The organism is Sphingobacterium phlebotomi (genome assembly GCF_008180195.1).
Classification (GTDB): domain Bacteria; phylum Bacteroidota; class Bacteroidia; order Sphingobacteriales; family Sphingobacteriaceae; genus Sphingobacterium; species Sphingobacterium phlebotomi.
On record NZ_VTAV01000006.1, the window covers coordinates 164,353 to 188,463 of the forward strand.

Below are 24,111 nucleotides of genomic sequence, written 5' to 3' on the forward strand. Positions count from 1 at the left end.
CATTATATAATATATGAAAAGATAAACTTCAAACAATTTATGAAAGCAGTACGAGAATGCTGAACAAAAAACTGACCGTGTTCGCAGCACGGTCAGAAAAATGTTCGGCTAATCATATAAGCAAGATACTGTGTGTGTATTCAACTATCTGTTAACCCAAACATTACAAAAATATGAATTTAAATGTTTCTGGTGAAATCCGACAATATTTCGGATATGACCTCCTCAAGTTATTCTTAGTTATGAAACTAACCATACTAATAATTATCGTTTGTTGTTTAGGTGTCAGCGCAAATACGTTTTCGCAAACCATCACCTTACAAGCCAAGAATAAGCCATTGGAAGATGTGCTGAAAGCGATCGGTAAACAGAGTAAGCATTTTTTCTTTTACAAATATAACGATGTAAAAGAGGCTCCCCCTGTTACAATCAATTTGAACAACGCGACGCTGGAAGAAGCCCTTCGCGCCTGCTTAAAAAACCAGCCATTTGACTACGAGGTGGATAACAAAACCATTGTCATCAATAAAAAAACAGTGCCCATAGCCCAGGCCATACAGCAGCAATCGTCGGTTAGCGGCCAAATCCTCAACGAATCAGGACAGCCTTTGGCCGGTGCAACCGTAAGGCTCAAAGGAACCCACAATGCAACAGTATCCGATGGAAACGGCAACTTTACGTTACATAATATACCCACAGGAGCTGTTTTAGAAATTGTTTATACAGGATACGAAAAACAAGATATTGCTCTAGCCGGACGAACGCAGATACAGACGATACTCTCACTGGATAACCAGAGCTTAAACGAGGTCGTTGTGGTCGGATACGGCACACAGCAGCGAAAAGATATTACGGGATCTATTAGTTCATTAGAAGCTGAGAAAATAGAAAAACAGGTTGTCGTATCGTTAGATAACGCCCTCGCCGGTCAATTGGCTGGCGTTCAGGTTAGCCAAGCCACCGGCGCTCCCGGCGGAGGTTCATCTGTACGCATAAGGGGCGCTGGATCGCTCAGTGCGGGGAATGATCCTTTATATGTTATAGATGGTTTTCCGGTAACGAACGACTATAATCAGACGAACAACCCCTTGAATACGATCAACCCAACCGACATCGAGAACATCCAAGTCTTAAAAGATGCTTCTGCAACCGCTATTTATGGTTCACGCGGATCAAACGGTGTCGTACTCATTACGACAAAGTCTGGGAAAGCCGGTGTTTCAAAAATTGATTTCTCCTTAAATTCGGGGGTACAAAATGTAGAGCGCTATCTGGATCTGCTCAGCGCCAGCGAATACGCACGATATCTCAACGAAGCGCGCAACAACGCGTGGGTAAATTCCGGAGCTGGAAGATCGGCTTCGGACCCTAATTCCGAGCGTATCAACAATGTGATGTATTTATTACCCGAGATGACAAGTAACCCTGATGCTTTGGGAAAAGGTACGGATTGGCAACGTGAGATATTTCGTACGGCAATGATGCATAACTATCAGTTGAATTTCTCAGGTGGCAACGAAAGGACAAAATATTTTATTTCTGGTGGGTATCTGTCACAGGAGGGGATTATTCTCAATTCAGGCATGGATAGGTACTCTTTCCGTATCAATATCGAGTCAAAAATACATGATAGAGTGCGGATCGGAGCAAATCTAACGCCTTCATATACCTATAACAATTTAGTCAATGCCGAAGGAAATTGGCAGGTCGGCGGTATTGTACAGTCGGCCATAGCAGCTGCTCCGTTCTTGACGCCTTATGACGCCGACGGCAATTACACCAAAATCACCGGGTTGGGCATTGGCACCAGTGAAGTGGATAACCCGGTAAAACTTGCGAAAGAATCGTATTATAAACAAGGAACACTACGCTTATTAGGTACTACTTTTGCAGAAGTCGACATCATCGACGGGCTCCGGTTCAAAACCTTGTTGGGAACAGATTTCAGAAACTTCAGGGAAAATCAGTTTAGCCCCTCCATTGTTAACCCGAATAGTGTTAATGCCGTTAAGGTACCTACAGCAACAGCTATTACGAACGAGACCAAAAACTGGCTGGCAGAATTTACCTTAAATTACTCCAAAACAATCCAGAAACATCGCTTAGATGCCTTATTGGGGTATACCGCACAGAAAGAGTATATAGATTACAGCAGCATGGCCGGAACGAACTATGCCAATGACCACATCAAAACAATCAATGCTGCAGGATTGATTACCAGTGCCCTGACCACAGAAGAGGAATGGGCCTTGCTGTCTTATCTGGCACGTATCAACTACAGTTATAACGATCGGTATCTTTTAACAGCCACGATGCGAAGAGACGGTTCTTCACGCTTCGGAGCCAATAATAAATGGGGTTCTTTCCCATCGGTGTCCGTAGGATGGCGTCTTTCGGAAGAAGCATTTTTACAGGGTGTAAACTGGCTAGACGATCTCCGTCTACGGGCGAGTTATGGCGCCACCGGAAATAATTTCATCAGCAATTATGGACACATCGGCCTCACCGGAATAGAGAACTATGTATTTGGCGGTGGAAGCGGCACCTTGGTAAATGGAACACGGTTGGCCAATATTCCGAATAGCCTATTGGGTTGGGAGAAAAATCATCAACTAGATATCGGATTAGAGATATCCACTTTCCGAAACAGGCTTTCTTTAACAGTGGACTATTACAACAAGAAAACATCAGACCTCCTGTTAAACGTGCCGATTCCTACATTGACCGGCTACGGAAATGCCCTCCAAAATATCGGAGAAATACAAAATAAAGGACTGGAGTTTACCGTGCTAAGCCGCAATATGGTCAATGCATTCAAGTGGACGACCGACTTCAACCTATCTACCAATAAGGTTGAGGTTCTGCGTCTGGGCCCTGATGGATCGCCTATTATTTCCAGACAGATCACTTCAGCCAATGCTCCGACCCACATTACACGTCTTGGAGACGAGCCCGGTAGCTTTTATGGCTACAAAGTAGTCGGGGTTTACCAAAACGAGGCAGATATTGCCAACAGCCCATCGATTGAAGGAGAATCTAAGCCGGGACAGCTCAAGTTTGCGGATATCGATCAAGACGGACGCATCACCAGTGCTGACAGAACCATCTTGGGTAGCCCATTCCCGGATTTCACCTACGGCATGACCAATACATTTTCCTATAAAAATGTCGATTTCTCGTTTACCCTGCAAGGTGTCCAGGGCTTTGAAGTGTTAAATATGGCGAGACGGTATTATGGCAATTATGCCGGTTCTTACAACGTCTTGCGCAGCGCATCCCAAGGGTGGCGCTCGGAACAAGAGCCGGGCGATGGCACCTCGCCAATGGTAGATCGTAATTTCGGTGCATTTCCGGGAAGTAACCTCGTAAACAATGTGACCTCGCTGTTTGTAGAAGATGGTTCTTATTTGCGCCTGCGCAATATCACATTGGGCTATACACTGCCGGTATCGTTGGTACAAAAAGCCGGGTTATCTCGAGCACGATTAAGTTTTACGGTGCAGAATGCGTATACCTGGACAAACTATGAGGGATACAATCCTGAAGTAAGCATCCAAGGGGGCAGCACGCTGGTGCCGGGGGTCGATGCCGGAGGCTATCCACTGGCACGTACGTTTATGTTTGGTTTAAATGTTGGATTTTAAATACCCGAATGACATGAAAAGTATCAAGAATCTTTTTGTTGCAGGAGCAATGATAATATGCACGTTGAGTAGTTGTAAAGACTTTTTGGATCTAGCACCTATCTCACAGATGAACGGAAACACCTTTTATAGAACCGGTGAAGACATAAAAAATGCACTCACCGCCGTATACGGGACATTGCAGTATGGAGGAATGTATTATTCATCTATGCATGTCATCGGAGATTTACGATCGGACAATACATGGATACCCAATCCCAATGCCGGAGCAAATCTACAAGAAGTAGACGAATTCAAGAACAACGCTTTCAACACGATCAGCAGCAGTACATGGAGTGCCCATTACCAGGGTATTCAATACGCAAATATCGTCATCGAAAAGATTGCTGCAGTCGCAATGGACGAAACGTTGAAAAAGCGATATACTGGAGAAGCGAAATTTCTTCGGGCCCTTATGTATTTCAATATGGTCCGTATTTTTGGTGATGTGCCCTTAGTATTGGAAGTCATCGAAAATCCCCAAGAAGGCTATCACTACACGCGAACGCCTTCCGAAACGGTATACGAACAGATTATTGCCGACCTGCGGGACGCCGAAGAAGTATTGCCTTATGAATATGAAAACATAGATATCGGCCGTGCGACAAAAGGCGCTGCCATGGCACTACTTGGAAAAGTGTATATGACTCAAAAACACTGGGACTTGGCCGCACAGAAGCTGAAAGAGGTTATTGATGGAACGGCACAGAACAAATATCAACTGCTGACAGACTACGCGAGTATATTTGATGTCAGCAATAAGAACAATAGAGAGTCCATATTTGAAGTACAATTTAAGAAAAGTGCCTCAGGAGAAGGAAGTCCGTTCACCAACCAATTCGCTCCCATCGGTTCGGGGACCGCTGTTACAGTAGTTGGAAATCCATTGGGGCAAAATATCCCAACCGACAACATGCGGAATGCCTATGAAAACGGAGATGCCCGCAAGGATGTTTCGATGCGGACAAGCTACGTGCTGAACGGCAATACCGTGGAACATAACTACGTGGCGAAATATCTTGGCGCACCGGCTGCTTATCTCGATGGCGAAAATAACTGGATTGTGCTTCGCTATGCTGATGTCCTCTTGCTCTATGCCGAAGCACGTAATGAGCAAAGCTATGTGCCGGATGGGGAAGCATTTGATTACCTCAATCAGGTCAGGGAGCGTGCCAACCTTTTAGCAAAAAGCAGCAACCATTCTGATCTCGCTCTTCGTGTTCCCGATCAAGCATCCTTCCGGTTGGCTATTGAACAAGAACGACGGGTAGAGCTCGCATTTGAAGGACATCGTTGGTTTGATTTGATTCGGACAGACCGTGCATATCCCGTATTACAGTCGCTCGGTATGCAACCCTACCATGCGCTATTCCCGATTCCGAACAGCCAAATAGAAATTAATCCCGATCTAATGACACAAAATCCTCAATACGACTAAAAAGATTTCGTTATGCGTATTTTTTTGTTTCTTTCCTCCCTATTCTTAGGGTACAACATTTCCTTTGCCCAAGATGTGAAGACCTTGAATATTCCAGATGATGGTTATCGCGGTATTTGGTACAGCAATCAACCTTCTGGAGATCAATATGTATATAAATACAGCGGTGGTTTGGGAACATATCCGGCGAACCACTACCCATTCTCGGTGTACGTCGAAAAGGTAAACAAAACGTTCTTTTGTTACGGAGGGACGGATAAAGAGGGGAAAACCTTGCTGCACATGGTCTCTTATTATGATCATGAAACCGGCACGGTGCCCCGTCCTACTATTGTCTTGGATAAACAAACAGATAATGCCCACGACAACCCGGTTATCAACGTGGATGACCAAGGATATATATGGTTATTTTCTACATCAAACGGTACCAATAGGCCTTCGTTTATCCATCGAAGTATACGCCCGTATGATATTACAACGTTTGAGCTGGTGCAGGTCACCAAAATAGTCGATAGTGCACCCCTACCCCTCGATAATTTCTCTTATCTGCAAAGCTGGTATCAAAAGGGCAAAGGATTTTTGAATCTATTTACGCATTACGATGTAAAGGTAGTGCCAAATCAACCGGATAAAATACGCCGTACTATTAGCTTTATGCGCAGTAAAGATGGGGTATCTTATGGTACATGGAATGATATCGCTTTCATTGAAGAAGGACATTATCAAACGAGTGGACAGGCAGGCGACCGTATTATCGGCACCACATTCAACTACCATCCGTATAAAGTCGGTGAAAATGGCTTAAATTACCGAACAAATTTGTACTATTTGGAGACCAGGGATTTTGGAGAAACTTGGCAAACGGCCGATGGTACTGTCGTTTCTTTACCTATTGATGCTGTCGACCATGTAGCGTTGGTGAAAGACTACGCTCAAAAGGGACTTAATGTGTACATAAATGATTTGACCTACGACCAGCAGGGCTATCCGGTTATTCTGTATGTCACGAGTAAAGGATATCGCTCTGGACCGATAAGCGGAAAACGGAAATGGTACACCGCACGTTTTACAGGCAAGGATTGGGTCACCCAATCGGTAACCTCCTCTGACAACAACTACGATATGGGTTCGCTATATATCGATCAGGATGGGGTTTGGCACATTGTAGGTCCGACAGATAAGGGACCTCAACGCTATAATACCGGAGGAGAGATGGTGATGTGGACAAGTCACAATCAAGGCAAACGTTGGCGAAAAAAAGCACTAACAAAAAAAAGTGTATATAACCATTCCTATGCCAGACGTCCGGTAAATGTACATCCAGATTTTTATGCCTTTTGGGCTGATGGACATGGTCGGGAAAAATCGATATCCAGATTACATTTTGCGGATAAGGAAGGCAATGTATATCGTTTACCTTATGACATGATAGAAGATGTTGCATTTCCCGAATTGATAAACCTTAGATAATTATGCAGTCGATCATCACAAATAGAAAGAAACAGTATTTTGCCATGGGTTATATCCTCTCTCTCTGGTTTATATCGCTCTCTTGTATGGTGTTACCCGTAATAGCTCAAAAAGGAAAATTTGAGCGTATTGGTCCACAATTGACTGCCACGATGATCCAAGGGAGCATGTTTGTTACCGACAGTGCGGGGAACGACTGGCTGTATACAGTTGTTCGGGGAGAACCTGCTCACCTGCTTGGATATGACCTAGAAAGCAAAGCACTCCGAATCAACTTACCATTGCCCCATGCCGATGGAGCTTGGGATATGGTAAGCACAGACAATGGTTTGTTGTACATCCCGGGGGCAAATGGGGCGCTTTTCAAACATCAGATCGGTAGCCAGCGTGTGGAAGACTTAGGTGAGGTGCTCCCTGGCCAAACGTATGTGTGGAATCTCGCCGCGGGAAAGGATAATGAAGTATTCGGGGCGACCTATCCCGGATGCCGGGTTTTCCGTTACCACCCCGATATGGGCTTTTCCGATGTCGGAGAGGGTGAACTTGTATCTGGAGAAAATTATGTCCGAAGTTTAGTTTACCATAGAGGCTCCGATAAGTTGTATGCCGGTGTCGGTTCTCGTGCCCACCTCTTGGAACTGGATCCCCGCACAAGCAAAACCCGGAGCTTATTGCCCCCAGATTATCAGGATAAAGAGTTTGTTTATAGTCTACAACTTATCCCCGATATAGCGGGAGGAGATCGTTTGCTCGTGTTGCTGACATCCGGACGCGAGACGTTGCTATACAATCTCCGTACCCATACCGTAGAACAGGAGATTAAGGGGATGGATCTCAAAGCCGTGGCTACCGATATCAATAAACACGTGTATTATACGAGTTCCGGCGAGCTTCGCTCCTTTGATCCAACTCAACCAATCGAGAAAGCACAGCAATTGCTTAAGAAAGTTGGAAGTGCCAATGCCTTTTGGATTAAGGACGAAGTGCTTTATATGCTGAATGCTGACGGAGAGTTATGGAGTTATAATATGTTAAACAAAAAAGCAACAAAGGATAAGCTTCCAATTCCGAGGCAACCGATACCTATCCAATCGATACATTCCGGTCCTGATGGTAAAATATGGACGGGAGGTTATTTAGCAGGAGGACATGCTGCATACGACCCTAACACGGGTATCACGAGAGAATACAGAGGATTAGAACAGACAGAAGGTATGGCGACCATGGGAAATCATATTTTCTTCGGCATTTATCCAAAAGGCCGTATTTACCGTTTCGATACGGAAAATCCCTGGGATCCTGAATCAGGTAATCCAGTAGCGTTAGGCAGTGCCGAAGGACAAAGCCGTCCCTTTGCCATCGCTGAAGCCAAAGATCACCAAAAGATGTTTTTTGGCATGATACCCGAATACGGAAAACTTGGCGGAGCGCTACTGGAATTTGATGCCACACGGGACACTTTGTTTTCACATGGCATCCCTATAGCCGACCAGGCAATTAGCAGTTTGGTTTATTCGCAAGGTAAATTGTGGATAGGAACGACGATTTCGGGCGGATTGGGTGTGAAACCGAATACCAAAGAAGGAATTATTTTCTGCTGGGATATTGATCGCTCAGAAATCGTATATGAATTCGTTCCGGTATCAGAGGCCCCTGCCGTTACCGGACTGATAGAAGGACCGGACGGTCATCTGTGGGGCGTTGCCGGGGGTAAATTATTTATCTTCGATCAACAAAAAAAACAGCTTATCGATAAGCACTATCTATATGAACCAGCCCCTATGGGAACGCATATATGGCGGAGTGCCTTTATGGTCGTCCATCCATCCGGAGATGTGTATGGCACAGTAAATAATCAATTATTTAAGGTAGCCGCTCAAACAAAGAACATTATCTACTTACACGAAGGTGCGGGGCTTTTGGTCATAAATCGTCACGGACATTTGTATTTTCGAAAACATACAGACTTATGGCGATATACGCCATAAGTCTAAAAATATCTAACATAAAAATACAGGACCAATATTGTGATGATTAACCACCAAAGTGTAGGATTACGCAGTCCGCGGTTCTGTATTTTTTCGGCTTCGGAAAGCTGAAAGCTTCCTTTCGTTAGCACCAAGTTATGTAAGCGTGCTCCTGAAACGGCCGGGGTAAATAAACTAACGACAACGCATGTCATCATGCATGCCCAAAATACAATACCCGTTCTATTAAAAAAAGGCATATCGGGGAATGCAAATTCCATTATCAATGATAAAGGTATCGTCAACAACCCAGCAGCTAATGCTCCCTGGGAGGTTGTGCGTTTCCAGAATACCCCCATGACAAACATCGTCGCAATACCAGGTGTAAAGAGCCCATAGAGATTCATGAGATACAGGAATACCGGTTTGTCTGAATAGCCGATCAGAATAACGGCACTTAGGATACCCAATATAATAATGGCAACACCTGAGCGCTTACCAAATCGAATAGCTTCTTCATCTGTTGCATTCTTGTTTATATATTGGCTATAGACATCGACCGTCAATATCGTTGTACAAGAATTGATAGCCCCTGAAATATGCGACATGATTGCCGAGATCAATCCCGCCATCACCAGCCCTATCAATCCCTTTGGTAGCAATGTTTCCACCAAGGTAGCGAAAAGCAAGTCCGGCTGATCTAATGGCGGTAAAAATTTAGGTGCGACCAAAGCGGGGATGGTAATAATCAACGGCACGAAAAATTTGAGATAATTACCGAAAATAACGCCCATTTTCCCGTGCCATTCATTTTTTGCAGCTAACACGCGCTGTACAATAAATTGGTTCGTTGCGCAATAAAATATACTGATACACAACAAACCTCCCAAATACATCGTCCACGGAAAATCCGGATCGGAAGCGGGATAGAACATCTTCCAATCTTGCGTAGAATCGACGACCGCCTGAAATCCTCCAGCAGCATTTATCGTGGCAAATGTGAGCACAATCCCACCAAGCACCAATATCGCGAGCTGCACCATCTCTGTCCAGATCACGGCCCGCAAGCCTCCCAATACTGTATATAACCCCGTTAAAATGGCCATTCCGAAGATACTATGCAAAATAGGAATACCAAAAAGGGCATGTAGTGAAAGCCCACCTAAATAAAGTACCGCTCCGATCTCTACAAATACATATGTAAATAGAATTAAAATAGCATATAAAACACGTGTTGCATTTCCATATCGCTTTTCGAGGTATTCCGGTACCGTATAAAAACCATTTCTAATATAGAAAGGTAAAAATATCCACAGTAGGGCATTAAAACCGATCAATATCGCTCCCCATTCCAATGTGATGGCCACAAATCCACGGCTATAGGCGGCCCCCATCGCACCCACTAAATGGTGACTACTAATATTTGCTGCGATAATACTGCCTCCAATCATCCACCAGGAGAGCTTGTCTCCCGCTAAAAAATAATCCCGTTTCGAAGAAGACGCACGTTTCGAAGCATACAATCCCAACAATACGATGCCGACAATATATACTACAAATATGGTGATGTCAATCCATTCTAGTTTCATACGTTAGCAGTTTTATGATTGCCTTTTCTGTTTCTTTTATCAATATTTCCAAACTACCTTTGTCGTAAGGACTCTGCCATACCGCGTAAATATCTTTTTCATACAACTCTTTCGGCGCGAGGTAACCTACATAACCATTTGCAATATTGATAAACGCAATACAATGGTTCGGAAACGCTTTCCTTATTTGCATCTGGTAAACGGAGTAGGCTTCATTTGCCTGTGCCACTACAATGGCATTCCCCATTTTCCAGATCCAAACGGGTATCTCCGCCACCTTTTGATCGCCTATCGTTTTTCTAGTGTTATATTTTCGCCAAAGCCTATCTTTTAACACTCTATCCTTACATTGCTGATATTCTGCCAAGATCGACGCTGCGCTATCCAACTTTTTATAAGGCACTTGTACTTGTACCACTACTTTCTTAAAGTCGACAGGCGTTTGTTCATCTTTGAATTTCCAACAGGCTAGAGGTGCACCGGAAACCAGTGCTGTCTCATACACCCAATTCTGTTCTCCATTGCCCATTTGTGCTAACGTGGATAGTACAGCATAACCTAATTGCCTACCATTAGCTTCTACGAGTTTAGATTCTTTGACATATTGTTTTTTTGGAGCGAGGTCACCGGAAGCACCTTGCAAAAATAGACAGGGCACATGGAGAGCACGCTCAACCGTTACCCGCAACTCCCCCACAAAATCTGGCGATAGCAATTCATTTTCATGTGCAAAGCTTGTTGGATGGCAAGCATAATTACAGATTACTCCTCTCAAAATGTTGGATGTATCACGTAATTGCCCTACCAACAACGTATGGTCCGGTTTTTCGATGGGATTGAAACCAATCAAGTAGTCGCCTCCAACCTGCAGATCACGATTACACGCTAAATCACAAACACCATATCCCCAAGTCAGTCGGCCATCAAATATCGCTGACTTCGCTTCCTCTATGCAGGCAATCGCCTGGTCTTTTAAAAAGTCGAGATAAGGTGCGATAAAAGCTCCTCCTGGCTGGTCCTCGTCCGTAGAACAAATACTTGGTCCGGCATGCGTGTGCGAAAGTGCCAATATCAAATCCGTCTCTTCCAAGTTAAAACGCGCCAGTAGTGCCTGTCGGATTCTCTTTTCATCATTTGCATTTTTCCACCAGCCGAGGTCTGCCGTCAAAAAAACAGCTGCCTGCCCGTCCGCCGACTCGGTATACAGGCATTGCATCAAAAGCTCTTGGTGTATTCCGGTGGCTTGATCAAATTTTGCTGCACCCCAATTGCGAGCGTAAATGCCAAGAGGAGGCGTTATATTCCGCGTTCCCAATCCAAATCTTGCTCCTAGGCCAGCGTAAACATCCCGTAAACTGTCTTTCTTCGCTATCATGTTAGGGTCTGATTAAGGATAGTCCACCATCCAATACGATGGATGCTCCTGTCAAATGTTTACAATATGACGAACACATCCATAACACTTGCTGCGCAATTTCATCGGCTTCCAATATCGTACGCAAGGGAACGGTAGCCATTGCTTTTTCCTGTAAATCAGGATTTTCAGCCCAAACGACTTTACTTAGCCCCGCATTTACATAACCCGGTGCAATTTCATTCACCCGGATACCATATGGCGCATATTCCAGTGCCATGGATTGGCACAGCATGCGAATAGCTGCTTTTGAAACACTATATGCAGGAAGATTTTTATGAACCGCGTGAGCCGCCCAACTTCCCAAAAACACAATATTGCCCGATATGTTATCTTCTACAAAGTATTTAGCACAAGTATTTGCCATAAAAAAAGAACCGTTGAGGTTCACGTCCATTTCCGCTATCCATTCTTCGTGTCCCAACGCTCGGTAGTCTTTAAGCGTGACACGTGCAGCATTCGGAATACAGATCGATATAGCTCCGTAATTTTCCCGGCAATTTGATAACCATGCATCTACCTGATTGGGATTCGTCACATCGACTTGATCATAATGCAGGTTGACCGTCGAAGATCCCAGCAAAGCCCATTTCTCACAGGCCGTCGAGAGATCGAATTGATCGCCAACACAAACTATTGCTCCGCTATCCAAAAACGCAAGCGCTAGCGCTTGTCCGATATCACCTAAACCTCCACTGATTACGATTACTTTATTCTTATATTCCTGCATATCTTATGTTTACCAATCGCCTACACTTCCATCCTTATAAAATGTACGTTGTAAAATCTCTTGTTGGAAAGGATGTTTTTTCACTTCTTCCTCATTGATCTCGATACCTAGCCCTGGTTTCTTGTTAGGTAATACAATCCGGCCTTTTTCCTGCACGGTAAACCCTTCGGAAACCACATCTTGACGCCACTCTACATCCTTATGTACACTTTCACATATAATATAAGAAGGCGTAGCAAAGCCCAACTCTATCGACGCTGCCGTACTAACAGGCCCTTGCGGATTATGTGGTGCCATAGAAACACGATATGCTTCAGCCAACGCACTAATCTTACGGGCTTCAGAAAGTCCGCCACAATGCGTGATATCCGGTTGAATGACACTGACGGCACGTCTTTCCAACATGTCCCGAAACGCGTGGACACCTATTAACCGTTCGCCCGAAGCAATGGGCGTGCTTACCGCTCGCTGTATGAGTGCAATATCCTCCATCGTTTCCGGCCAGCATGGTTCCTCAAAGAAATACAAACCATAAGGCTCTAATGCTTTAGCAAACTGCAGTCCCATGCGTGGGCTCGGGCGGGCGTGGCAATCCACCATAATATCAATATCATCGCCCACTGCGTCTCGCATGGCCCGAACACAAGCTTCGGCGTATTTAATCGGGCGGAGCCCTTCTAGCGGCATAGTTTCAGGTACTGCCATCGATTTAAAGGCTGTAAACCCTTCGTCTACGGCTTGAAGTGCTAAATCACCAAATCGCTTCGCATCGTCCGGTGCAGTTTCGTAGAAATCTTCCATACGTCCTCCGCCCAAATGACAATAGAGCCTTATATAATCACGTACGCGTCCACCCCAAAGTTCATGGCAAGGTACGTTGTGAATCTTACCGAGGATGTCCCAAAGGGCAATATCGATTCCGCTGATGGCAGTTCCTCGAACAACCCCATTGCCATGCCAAAAATGCTGCCGGTACATCATTTGCCATAAATGCTCAATGCGTCGTGGGTCTTCGCCGATTAATAATTGTGATAGATCTTTGATTGCACCGATCACACTTTGAGTATGCCACTCTAATGTAGCTTCTCCCCACCCCCATAATCCGGGTTGGTCTGTCATGACCTTGACAAAAATCCAATTTCGCATGCGGGCATGGCATACTAGCGTTTCAATTGCTGTAATTTTCATCGTTCGCTATAAATTTTTAATTACGCGTTCAGTCGCTTCCAATGTTCTGTTAATATCATCTGCTGTATGGGCAAAGGATATGCTCCCTTGTTTAATTGCCGCAGGAAAATTAAAAATTCCCTCTTGAATCAATTTTTTACGGTATTGTAAATCCAATTCAAAGTTGTGGTTGTCCAAAATATCGTGAAAATTGACAGGCGCGTGGTCCATAAAGTATATACAAAAAGCAGAGCCTTGACGGGCAACATAAAACGGTACCCCCAATTTAGGAAATATTTCGTTATAACCGGCTTCCAATTGCTCCCCCAGTCGTTCTACATGTGCATACACCTGATGTTCCGCACTACCGAGTTTCCGTAGCGTGGCTATCGCCGCAGCGGTGGTCAAGGGAAAAGCATTAAAAGTACCGGCGATCATCACCCGTTTTTCTTTATCCGGATGGACAAAATAATCCATATATTCTTTTTTGCCGGCAATAACACCTAAGGGATAGCCATTGGCTACCGCTTTTCCGAATGTCGAGAGGTCCGGTTCTACGCCACATAGCGACTGATATCCCCCAAGTGCATGTCTGAATCCGGTTTTCACTTCGTCAAAAATCAATAAAAACCCAAGGTCGTCTGCCATTTTCCGAAGTCCTTCCAAATAGCCGGACAGCGGTTTTACAATACCGACGTTTTGGAGAATAGGTTCCAGAAGTATACAAGCAACCTCATGTTTTGTAACCACATTCCGAATACCCTCCAGGTCGTTAAAATTAACAACATGAACTAAATCGCTGTGATTTTTAGGTATGCCGGCACTCAATGAATCGAAAGGATACTCCTCTCCTATACGCATAGGACCAACGTTCTCTTTTTGGCTGATAACATTACAAGCGACATCGTTGTGCCATCCATTATAACCACCTTGCATAACGATAACGTGGTCTTTACCTGTTACTGCCCGGGCAATTCGTATAGCATGATAGGTCGCTTCGGAACCCGTCGTCGTAATTTGTATACTCGCTGCATTTGGCACCGAGGAACAAAAAAGCTCTGCAAACTCTCCTTCTAATAACGTAGGGCCAGCTCCCATTAACACTTGTTGTTCTTGCAGTGTTTTTAACACCGCCGCGTTAATGTCCGGATCATTATGTCCTAAAAAAGAAGCTGCAAAACCCGCTTGGTAGTCGATGTAACTATTACCATCAATATCTGTTACCTTACTCCCTGACCCTTTTACAAAACAAATGTTTGGATCAGATTTCCGGTTTAAAGAAACTACCCCTCCCGGTATCCATTTTGAATTTTCCCGCAGGATGGCGGAAGATTTTTCATTTTCTAGCATGCTCATTTACCCTTTACTATTATTATTTTTTTATAATTGGACAATTTATGAAGTCAATAAACATTTTTAAGTTAGTGAAAACATAACGTCAATCTCATTTTAAATGTATACTAATTTACAATGTTTTTGTATACATTTAAAATAAATTTTAAAATAATTCTATGCAGATATTAATTGAAGGTTTGAATTTCCCCGAAGGCCCCGCATTTGATATAGATGGCGGAGTATGGTTAGTCGAAAAAAATGCAGGGAACCTGGTGTATTACCGCGATCATCATTACGCACGTATTTTTGTTGGCGGCTACCCCAACGGTATTGCCATCGATCCGAAGGGGAAAGTATGGTTTTGCGATGCAAAGCAAAACAGCATTCGTCAATATGACCCACTAAGCAAGGGTTGTATAACGCTGGCACATAAAATAGCAGACATCCCTCTCAAAATGCCGAACGACCTTTGCTTTGATCCAAACGGGAACCTTCTTTTCACTTGTCCAGGAAGTGATCTTACAGACGGAGAAGGATATATCTGTTGTCTATCCAAAGAAGGCGCTTTAAAAAAAGTGTATACCGGAATGTTCTATTGTAATGGATTGGCTTTTGGAAGAGATAATGAACATTTCTTCGTTGCAGAGACGGGTACGAAGTGGATTTGGAAAATGACATGGGACATCTGCACACATACAATTAGTCGGTCCGAAAAATTCGCTTATGTAGGTGGCTCGGTGGGACCGGACGGCATAGCGGTAGACAGGGATGGATTGTTGTATGTCGCCCTATATGGCTCAGCAAAAATAATCGTATTGCGTCCCAGTGGAGAAATTGTTAACGAAATTGATATAGAAGGCAATAACCCCACCAATTGCGCTTTGGATCCGCTAGGAAAACAAGGCCTTCTCATTACCGAGGCGGAAAAAGGCACATTGCTGCAATGGGGAAGCACAAAAAAAGGCTTGTTATGGTAACAACAAGCCTTTTTTGTTCACTTTTCACTCCACAGATTACATCCATTCCAACGCCGCCTGCTCACCTCTATCCAAATGATGGACTAGCGTATTATAAGCTTTCTCCCAATCATCCGCTTTGAGAGCTTCCACCAATGCCCTGTGCTCTGTATCTGTATCTTTATAGTCTTCCATCTGCCCCATAATGGCTCCCAACTTCATGTGGAACAAAGGGATGTTACTGTTTTTATAAATATTAATCAATCTGGAATTATCTGTGCCTTCCATGATTTTTTCATGAAACTTCACATCGGCTTCACAAGCTCCGCCATAATACCCTTTATTGACCATGTCCGTAAAATCATTACAAATTAATTCTAATTCCTTCACCAACTGCTTACTCTTCTTTTTAAATAAGAGTTTTAAAGCCCCTACTTCGAGCAGTTCCCGCAATTCCCGGATTTCCTTTACGTCATCGGCAGTCATATCTTTTACAAAGCATCCGCCTTTTTCTCCAAACTCCACTAAGCTTTCTCCCGCCAACCGCATAAATGCCTCGCGAACAGCTACCCTACTTACCGCTAATTTTTCTGCCCAGGCACTTTCTACTAAACGGGCCCCTCCGGCTAATTGACTTGACAAGATTTTTTTACGTACTTCCGTATATACCTTGTTGGCAAGCGAATCTTCCCTCATATTGTATACAATTATTCAAAATATTAATACGCCCCTTCGCGGGCCCCATACGCTCTACCTGGTTGTAGTTGAATAACCCCAGCAGTTGATTTCCAACTGGCCGTATGATTGTCCTTCATAATATTCAGGTTAAAGCTACTATTTTTTACTATATTTTTCGCATTCCAAAATCCATGTTTTAGTCCTACGAAAATAAGTTCATATTCCCGGCCTACCGGAACATCTATTTGAATTGTTTCATCTATATATCGATCTGGTTTTGCCATGACGACAATTCGATCAGCAAGCTTAAAAAGATAATAGTTTTCCGCTTCCACAAATTCTACGGGAAGCTTGGCACCCGATTCTTCCGTCATTTGAAATACAGTGGCATAACTGGATCGTATATTTTTTTCGTTCGGACGTACCATAATACGTGTGCCCTTTGCTTCCGACCAACGTGATTTCGCTTGATAAAAATCTCCAAATACATAAGCAGAAGAATCCCCATGGTGCACAATCGTCTCACGATCCATTGCTTTCGGCTTTAACATATCAACATAGGTCGTACCGGATTTTCCTTGAAATTCACTTTTTAGCACAAATCCCTTCGGATGGATCGTTGGTTTCTCTAAGGTATTAATTTGCCAGTATGGTTCAAAATCAACACTATTGGTTTCCAATTCATCTAAGAGAATTATGGCTGCAGGAACATCTTTGCGATTGAGGTTCAAGAATAGAAAGCTCTTACTATACGCTCTTACCTTTGCTGAATAAGCGGCTGTTAGATCGACATTGAAAAAACTATAACTTGGACGGATTGGATCTGGACCGAATGCCGACGCACGTATTTCACCTGTGTGGTACCAAGAATCATTCAAGACCTCATCTACGGTCCGTGGAAACCGTTGGCTAAAACGCGTTCCGCCATCATTCGTTTTCGTACGGAACAACAACGGTTCATTCGGGTCACGCACCAACATCATGCTATGCGCTACTGAACGTTTATTAAAATTAAAGTCATAGGGAGAACCATACGAAAGGTAAAGCCCTAAGTCTCCCACTTGGATACCATGATGATATATCTGTAATGCCCCAGCATCAGCGTGCTGATGGTTCCCGAAATGATAGCCACCGCCTTTTATCTCCGCAATGACATCTCCACTTTCCTTTTCTATACTCCAGCCTGTACGCGCCACCATAGACCCCAATATCTTACCAAAATCTTTTGTTAATGGAAGTGAGCTCAAATCGTAGTCTGGCATTAAATTCGGATCGTTCAACAGCAAAAATAACACCGGATTGTCCGGCAAACCTCCTTGTTTATAGAATTCACCTTTTATCATACGATCACCAGAAAAAGCGTAGCATAGCAGCATGGTTTGCGGATTCTTCCAATAGAACCCTTCACCATCCGAATATTGCACATTGAACATATCACCATCTCGCAGCATCTTGCCGTCAGGCGTACGCATGTATAACCAATAGTCAGACATTTTCTTTATGTTGTCATCAAATACCGAATACCCCAACATACGATAATATAACCATACGGCATGCATCTCCCAACCAAATCTATAACCTCCGTAATCGATTCCTTGGTTATGTCTCGGCGATTGGTATTCGAATTTGCGCATAGGTACTAATTGCTCCAATATCGTATAGGAGACATATTTATAATGCTCCGGTTCCTCATCATATACCGCTAAACTCCAGGACAACATATCCCGACAAATCTGCGCCTCATTCCCGTGCCCATTGATGATACTTTCTAATCCATAAAAAGGTGGCCAACCGATCTCCATATCCCGCACAAGACGCATTAAATTTTTTCTCAAAATGGATTTGGTTTCGGCGGCGATAAGCGGATAGCACCAGTCATAGACTAATGATCCGGTATAAATCGCCCTGCCCAACTCTCTTGTAATATCACCATAACGCACATTTCCAAACTCCAAAACCGACAGGTACTTAGCCACCAAATCAACAGCTTCTTTACCTATGGCTTCATCTTCCGTCATTAAATAATAAAATGCTTTCTTTTCGATCACCTGCTCCAGCTTTTCATCATAAAACATCTCCCGCTCCGAATCAACATGAAATGGATATGGCGTCAACGCCGTGGCTTTTACTTTTTCCCAAGCTTGTGTATGTTCTGACGATTGTAATCTCCCGCGTACCATTGGCAGACTCTCGCTGTTCACCCACAACCTCGGTCTCTCTTTTCCAGGTAATACCTTAGGCACATATTCCTCTGCTTCTGGAGGCGCCTTAGGCGGAGTATATGGTTTTATGCAGATGGCATTCAAAATCAAGTTCTGCGGAAGCCAAATTTTTAATTTTTGATTTTTGTTTGTTATCTCAAATCTACCCAGCTCTTGTTTACTACCGCTATGACTGTCGTAGACAATACGTTTTGTAAGCCGTGTCGAACCTAATTGAAAATAAGCATAACGTGTTAATCTCCCCGTGCTATCTTCTTTTTTCAACCGCTCCATATCTTCAGGAAGGGCGTCTGTCTCCAATACATACCAACCGATTTCGGGCACTATAATACCTACCTCTATATCCGATGGTCGATTGGGATAACCGTCATCCACCTGCGCACGAAGTGTTACACCTTGTTGTTTACCTGTTTTTCTAACAACTGCCGTTTTTTTATTTACCTTTTCCTTATACAAGGGGATTACAGTGGCAGGTTCCTCCTGTCCATTAGACAACAGTGCATACAACAGAAACGGGAATATTAAAACAAACCTACTAAACATTCTTATTACAGCGAGAATTCATAAAATTAAATAAAAGGGAGTAATTTTCTACTCCCAGCCTGGATTTTGTGTCAAACTTGGGTTCAGATCTCTTTCTGAAATTGGGATCGGCCATAAGTAATAGTGATCCGGAAATCCCCTTTGTCGGATTTGCACCCCCGTGAATTCCGTCATCCACACACCGTCTACCACATCTTGAGCAATACCCCATCGCCGTATATCAGAATAGCGCTGACCTTCACCACATAACTCCACCATTCGCTCATGCCGTATTCTTTCCCGCATTTGCTCTTTGGACAAATCTGTAGGAAGATTCGGCATGCCTACACTGGGGCGGCTACGCACTGTATTTACTGCATTATATACGCTTTGATCCGGTGAGCCCAATGCTTCGTTCTGTGCTTCAGCATACATAAGTATTACGTCTGCCAGACGAATAAGCGGAAAGTTTTGCGGCATGTTATCCTGTAAAGTATAAACTGATCCTGTTTCTACAAATTTTCGCCAAGCATAGCTGCCATTCGTCCAGATTGGCACATAAGCATTCGGGGCGTTGCCATCAACGGGAAACCGATAGAGATATTCCACCCCTCCTCTTCCTAAGAACGTCGACCATGGCACAACGATCCCTTGATGCATACGGGGATCACGGTTTTCAAACAATTTCCGCACAGCTGCTTCATCGTTCCAATCATTGGCATTATTGGGATTAAATGGATCTCCATTAGCATTTTGGAAATTCGCAAAATCAAATGGGCTCCCATCTATCATCTCATAAGCATTCACCAATTTGGGTGTAGGGCGTGTACGTTGCGAACCACTTGTTGGTCCCATAGCGTTTCCATAGTTACGATCTGTAGCAATACCATGCCCCTGCTCGGCAATATACTGCACATCAAAGATGACTTCGCTATTGTTGTTGCCCGCTACACGGAACAACGTGTGATAATCGGAAAGCAATGACCTATCACTATTTTCTATCAGGTATTTGAAGTCTGCTGCTGCCTTTTCATACTCCTTGGCCCATAGATGTGCTTTTCCGCGCATGGCCAATGCCGCCCATTTGGTTGCCCGACCTTTATTGGACTGATCATAACTCTCCGGCAATAGTTCATACGCACTCGTCATATCCTTCACGATAAATTCGTATACTTCTCTATCCGTATTACGTGGCTCATAAGCTTCATCGACATTGATCGGATAATCATATAAAGGCACACCTCCAAAATAATCCCATAATTTAAAATAGAAATATCCGCGGAGAAACGTAGCTTCACCCAATACGCGATTTTTTGTAGTTTCGTTCATTTGGATAGATGGTACTTGCTGCAATACCGTATTTGCCCTATAGATACCTTTGTAGAAAATACCCCACGAATTTTTGTAAAAATCGGCATCAGCGGGAAATAAACCTGTTGTCAAGCCAGTTGCCCATGACTGATAGGAGATATCGGTAAAATCATCCATCATTCCGTGAATAATAATACTATTTGTGAATTCGCGGTTGGCATGATAGATGGCATTTACCCCCATAATGGCATCATCCTCCGATTGCCAAAAATTGCCTTCGGACAGCCCCACCAATGAGTTTCTATCAAGAAAATCACTACAAGATCCCAGCACGCAAACAGCTAATGTTGCCAGAATAATATTGTTTATCTTTTTCATCATGATTTTTCTTTAAAATGTAACATTTAAACCAATTACCCATTGTTTCATGGACGGATAAGCCATCGCCGCGTTTTCTGGATTGTACCCTTCAAAATTTGTAAATGTGAAGAAGTTTTCCAGATTCGCATATAACCTTAGCCGGTCCACCGAGAATTTGGATGTCGTGGTTTTTGGCAATGCGTAACCAAACTGCAAGGACTTAATTCTGAAAAAGGATGTGCTATGCAACCAATAATCGCTGTTTACGGCATTCAACGCTGACCCCGAAGTGCGTAAGCGCGGATATTCCGTAGATTTATTTTCCACCGTCCAGCGATTTAGAATTTCTTCACGCTGCAAGAAGCCTTCATTGATATTAAATGTGTTAAAACCGTCATTACCCCAATACTGCCTTACACCGCCGATACCCTGACCGACAACATTCAAGTCAAAACCTTTATAAGCAACACCGAAATTTAACCCATAGGTGATCTTGGGGAGTGCAGAATAATCTTTCACGACGCGATCTTCTTCATTGAAGTTCTTATCGCCATTTGTATCCTTATACAACATATCTCCCGGTTGCGGACGACCTCCTACATACGCGCCGAACGTGTAACCGTCATCAATTAAAGCTTGAATTTCTGTTTCGTCCTGTAATATCCTATCAAATTCCAACAAATAGAAACTATTGAAAGGGTTTCCCTCCTGGGTAATGGTCGGACCACTGATAGATCGGTCGCCATTGAATTTTGTCACTTCATTCTTGTTGGTGGAGAGGTTAGCACTTACATTGTACGACAGATCCGCACCAACGTTTCCTCTATAGCCGACTTGAAATTCCAATCCTCTATTTTTCATTTCGGCAATGTTCTGCCATGGTGGCGCAAAATTTCCCAAAATCAATGGAATAGGGATTTTGGTTAGAATGTCAGAAGTTGTCTTATCAAAGTATTCCGCTGTCAATGTCAATCTATTTTGTAACATCGTCAAATCCAATCCGATATTAGCAATGGTGGTTGTTTCCCATTTGATTCTGCTGTTTGCCAGCTCCACCGGGCCCACGCCTTGTGGGAGTTGGCCACCAAACGGATAAAGATAAGATCCGTAGACCACTTGCCAGGTATAATCCCCAATTCTATTATTTCCGAGCGAACCCCATGAACCTCTTATTTTCACATCGTCAAACACGGTCTTCAAGGGACTTGCAAAGGATTCTTCCAATATTCGCCAGCCTGCAGAGAACGATGGAAAAAATCCCCATCTATTTTCTGGCGAGAATCTGGATGAGCCATCATAACGGGCATTGGCTTCAAAAAGATATTTACCTTTGTAATCATAATTCACTCGTCCAAAATAAGATTGCAAAGCATCGTCTGTTCCTGATCCTCTGATATATTCCATATTGGCTGCGGCATCCATGATATAAATGGCGTCGTCTCCCAAAACATCATTCTTTCTGGCATTAAACAGGTCCATGCGATTATATTGCTGATCAAAACCCAACAACACGGAAAGGTTATGGCTATCATTAAACGATTCTGTATAGCGCAAAAGAGTATTCAACACAGTAGAGTAATCCCTACGACTACCATTGAACAGACCGTCAATAGCTGGCCTTAGTGGATATTGAAAATCGGTTTGTAAATTCCAAAGGGAGTATGGTCTTGAGTACTCCCAGTTTCGGTCATTCCCATAGTTAAAACCAAAACTACTCTCCCATTCCAAATTCTTCAGCAAATTAACAATACCGAAGAATTTCATCCCTAAACGTTGTCTTTCGTAATTTCCCCGTATATTATCCACATACGCCCGGGGGTTGTTACCTGGCGGCAAATCAGGGAACATTTCACCTCCGTAGCGCCCATCTTCATAACGAGGAATTACGCCCGGTGTCGTGTTACGTATATTGTTAAAAAAACTGGCTACATCAAGCGGATCTCTGTCAGACCAGGTACCAAACACATTCCCCCCTAAGGTCAGGAAATTTTTAACCTTAGCATCCGCGTTGATACGAAAATTATACCTTTTATAAGCAGAGTTATCGATGATCCCCTTATTATCCAGATATCCCAATGACATCGCAAAGTTTCCTCTTTGACCGCCTCCTCGCATGGAAACATTATGTTCTGTCAATAAGGAGCTATTTAGCATTTCATCGTACCAATCGGTATTCGGATATAAGGGGTTACCGGCAGCCGATTCTTTTCGCCATTGATCGATTAAATCGACACTATATTTATCCCGCCCTTCGGATTCATTTACCAATTCCATGTGCGTCGACATATCGGTGATAAATGCAATATCTTTTGCAGTATTCTGCTGCCCCATATACCCGTTATAAGTGACCGTAAAATTCCCCTCACTACCACGTCTGGTTGTAACCAAAATAACCCCATTAGCCGCTCGTGATCCGTAAATGGCGGCTGAAGAAGCGTCCTTAAGAATCGAAACGCTTTCTACATCATTAGGATTCACATCGTTTAGCGCTCCTGGCACACCATCGATAACCACTAAAGGCGAAGCATCATTCATTGTCCCCATTCCTCTCACCATTATATTAAAGCCTTCCGCACCAGGAGCAGCAGACGTTTGCGCGATATTTAACCCGGAACTCATACCGACCAAAGCGGACGATAAATTCATCGTTGGGCGACTATCAGTAGCTTCGTCGAATCGTACACTTGACACCGCACCTGTTAGATTTATTTTTTTCTGGCTTCCATATCCCACTACAACGACTTCGTCCAGTGCCGTCTCCGAAGATTGGAGCACAACCATCTGCACATCTTCGCCATTGAGCACCTGATTATTAAATCCAAGCAATCGAAATTGCAATCTGTCAGAAGCTGAACCGTTCAGTTCGAATCGACCTTCTTGATCCGTCACCGCAAAGGCGTCTGTATTTAAATTGCGTACTTCCACACCAGAAAGAGATTGACCGCTGGCATCTGTTACCCGCCCAGTCAGTTGTTGCTGAAAATACATTGGATTTTCGGAAGAGGCATCGGCATGCAACGATAAGGATTTAGAAGCACCAAGTGTTGCTGATGGTGTATTTACCAAAACACCTAATGACATAAAAGGAATACCTATCAAAAGACAATTCCTGTTTACGACATCCCTGATTTTAAACTGCTTTAGTTTCATTGATCGTCAGGTTTAAATGAATAGTTAATTATTTAGTTTCATCTGGTATTAATTAAACGAACCTGCAATAGATTTCTTTCTATTTTTTTAAATTCGCATCATAATGAATACAATAATAG

Annotated in this window: 14 protein-coding genes; 5 read left to right on the forward strand and 9 right to left on the reverse strand. The window is 43.6% G+C overall.

Going from position 1 to position 24,111, the window contains the following annotated elements; all coding sequences use genetic code 11:
• The first annotated feature begins 173 nt into the window (after positions 1 to 173).
• The 4 genes from FXV77_RS11340 to FXV77_RS11355 are packed head-to-tail and all read left to right on the forward strand — an operon-like array spanning position 174 to position 8,579.
• Positions 174 to 3,644, forward strand: a complete 3,471-nt coding sequence (locus tag FXV77_RS11340; protein ID WP_148919342.1) for a TonB-dependent receptor — start codon at positions 174 to 176, stop codon at positions 3,642 to 3,644.
• 13 nt (positions 3,645 to 3,657) lie between these two features.
• Positions 3,658 to 5,121, forward strand: a complete 1,464-nt coding sequence (locus FXV77_RS11345) for a RagB/SusD family nutrient uptake outer membrane protein (RefSeq protein WP_148919343.1) — start codon at positions 3,658 to 3,660, stop codon at positions 5,119 to 5,121.
• Between the two features lie 12 nt (positions 5,122 to 5,133).
• Positions 5,134 to 6,591, forward strand: a complete 1,458-nt coding sequence (locus FXV77_RS11350; protein ID WP_148919344.1) for a BNR-4 repeat-containing protein — start codon at positions 5,134 to 5,136, stop codon at positions 6,589 to 6,591.
• Positions 6,592 to 6,593: 2 nt separating this feature from the next.
• Positions 6,594 to 8,579, forward strand: coding sequence for a ligand-binding sensor domain-containing protein (locus tag FXV77_RS11355; protein WP_148919345.1), 1,986 nt, complete (start codon positions 6,594 to 6,596; stop codon positions 8,577 to 8,579).
• A gap of 2 nt (positions 8,580 to 8,581) precedes the next feature.
• Here FXV77_RS11355 and FXV77_RS11360 read toward each other — a convergent pair whose 3' ends face one another.
• Genes FXV77_RS11360 through FXV77_RS11380 form a run of 5 tightly spaced genes read right to left on the reverse strand, consistent with a single transcriptional unit; the run spans position 8,582 to position 14,814 of the window.
• Positions 8,582 to 10,147, reverse strand: coding sequence for an SLC5 family protein (locus tag FXV77_RS11360; protein ID WP_148919346.1), 1,566 nt, complete (start codon positions 10,145 to 10,147; stop codon positions 8,582 to 8,584).
• A complete protein-coding gene (locus tag FXV77_RS11365; protein WP_148919347.1) occupies positions 10,128 to 11,522 on the reverse strand; it encodes a neutral/alkaline non-lysosomal ceramidase N-terminal domain-containing protein in 1,395 nt (464 codons plus the stop codon). Before FXV77_RS11365 ends, FXV77_RS11360 begins: the two co-directional genes overlap by 20 nt.
• Position 11,523: 1 nt before the next feature.
• Positions 11,524 to 12,291, reverse strand: a complete 768-nt coding sequence (locus FXV77_RS11370; protein ID WP_148919348.1) for an SDR family NAD(P)-dependent oxidoreductase — start codon at positions 12,289 to 12,291, stop codon at positions 11,524 to 11,526.
• A 9-nt stretch (positions 12,292 to 12,300) separates the two neighbouring features.
• Complete coding sequence (dgoD, locus tag FXV77_RS11375; protein ID WP_148919349.1) at positions 12,301 to 13,479, reverse strand: galactonate dehydratase; 1,179 nt, start codon at positions 13,477 to 13,479, stop codon at positions 12,301 to 12,303.
• A gap of 6 nt (positions 13,480 to 13,485) precedes the next feature.
• Positions 13,486 to 14,814 (reverse strand): aspartate aminotransferase family protein, encoded by a 1,329-nt coding sequence (locus tag FXV77_RS11380; protein WP_148919350.1) that lies wholly within the window; start codon positions 14,812 to 14,814, stop codon positions 13,486 to 13,488.
• A 155-nt stretch (positions 14,815 to 14,969) separates the two neighbouring features.
• Between FXV77_RS11380 and FXV77_RS11385 the strand changes: the two genes are divergently transcribed.
• Positions 14,970 to 15,770, forward strand: a complete 801-nt coding sequence (locus FXV77_RS11385; RefSeq protein WP_148919351.1) for an SMP-30/gluconolactonase/LRE family protein — start codon at positions 14,970 to 14,972, stop codon at positions 15,768 to 15,770.
• A gap of 36 nt (positions 15,771 to 15,806) precedes the next feature.
• On the opposite strand, the gene FXV77_RS11390 is transcribed toward FXV77_RS11385, so the two are convergent.
• Genes FXV77_RS11390 through FXV77_RS11405 form a run of 4 tightly spaced genes read right to left on the reverse strand, consistent with a single transcriptional unit; the run spans position 15,807 to position 23,992 of the window.
• Positions 15,807 to 16,445: a GntR family transcriptional regulator gene (locus tag FXV77_RS11390; RefSeq protein ID WP_148919352.1), complete on the reverse strand. Its 639-nt coding sequence runs from the start codon at positions 16,443 to 16,445 to the stop codon at positions 15,807 to 15,809.
• Between the two features lie 23 nt (positions 16,446 to 16,468).
• Positions 16,469 to 19,192, reverse strand: a complete 2,724-nt coding sequence (locus FXV77_RS11395; protein ID WP_148919353.1) for a hypothetical protein — start codon at positions 19,190 to 19,192, stop codon at positions 16,469 to 16,471.
• Between the two features lie 48 nt (positions 19,193 to 19,240).
• Entirely contained in the window at positions 19,241 to 20,863 is a 1,623-nt protein-coding gene (locus tag FXV77_RS11400) for a RagB/SusD family nutrient uptake outer membrane protein (protein WP_148919354.1), read from the reverse strand.
• 9 nt (positions 20,864 to 20,872) lie between these two features.
• Positions 20,873 to 23,992: a SusC/RagA family TonB-linked outer membrane protein gene (locus tag FXV77_RS11405; protein ID WP_148919355.1), complete on the reverse strand. Its 3,120-nt coding sequence runs from the start codon at positions 23,990 to 23,992 to the stop codon at positions 20,873 to 20,875.
• Positions 23,993 to 24,111 lie beyond the last annotated feature (119 nt).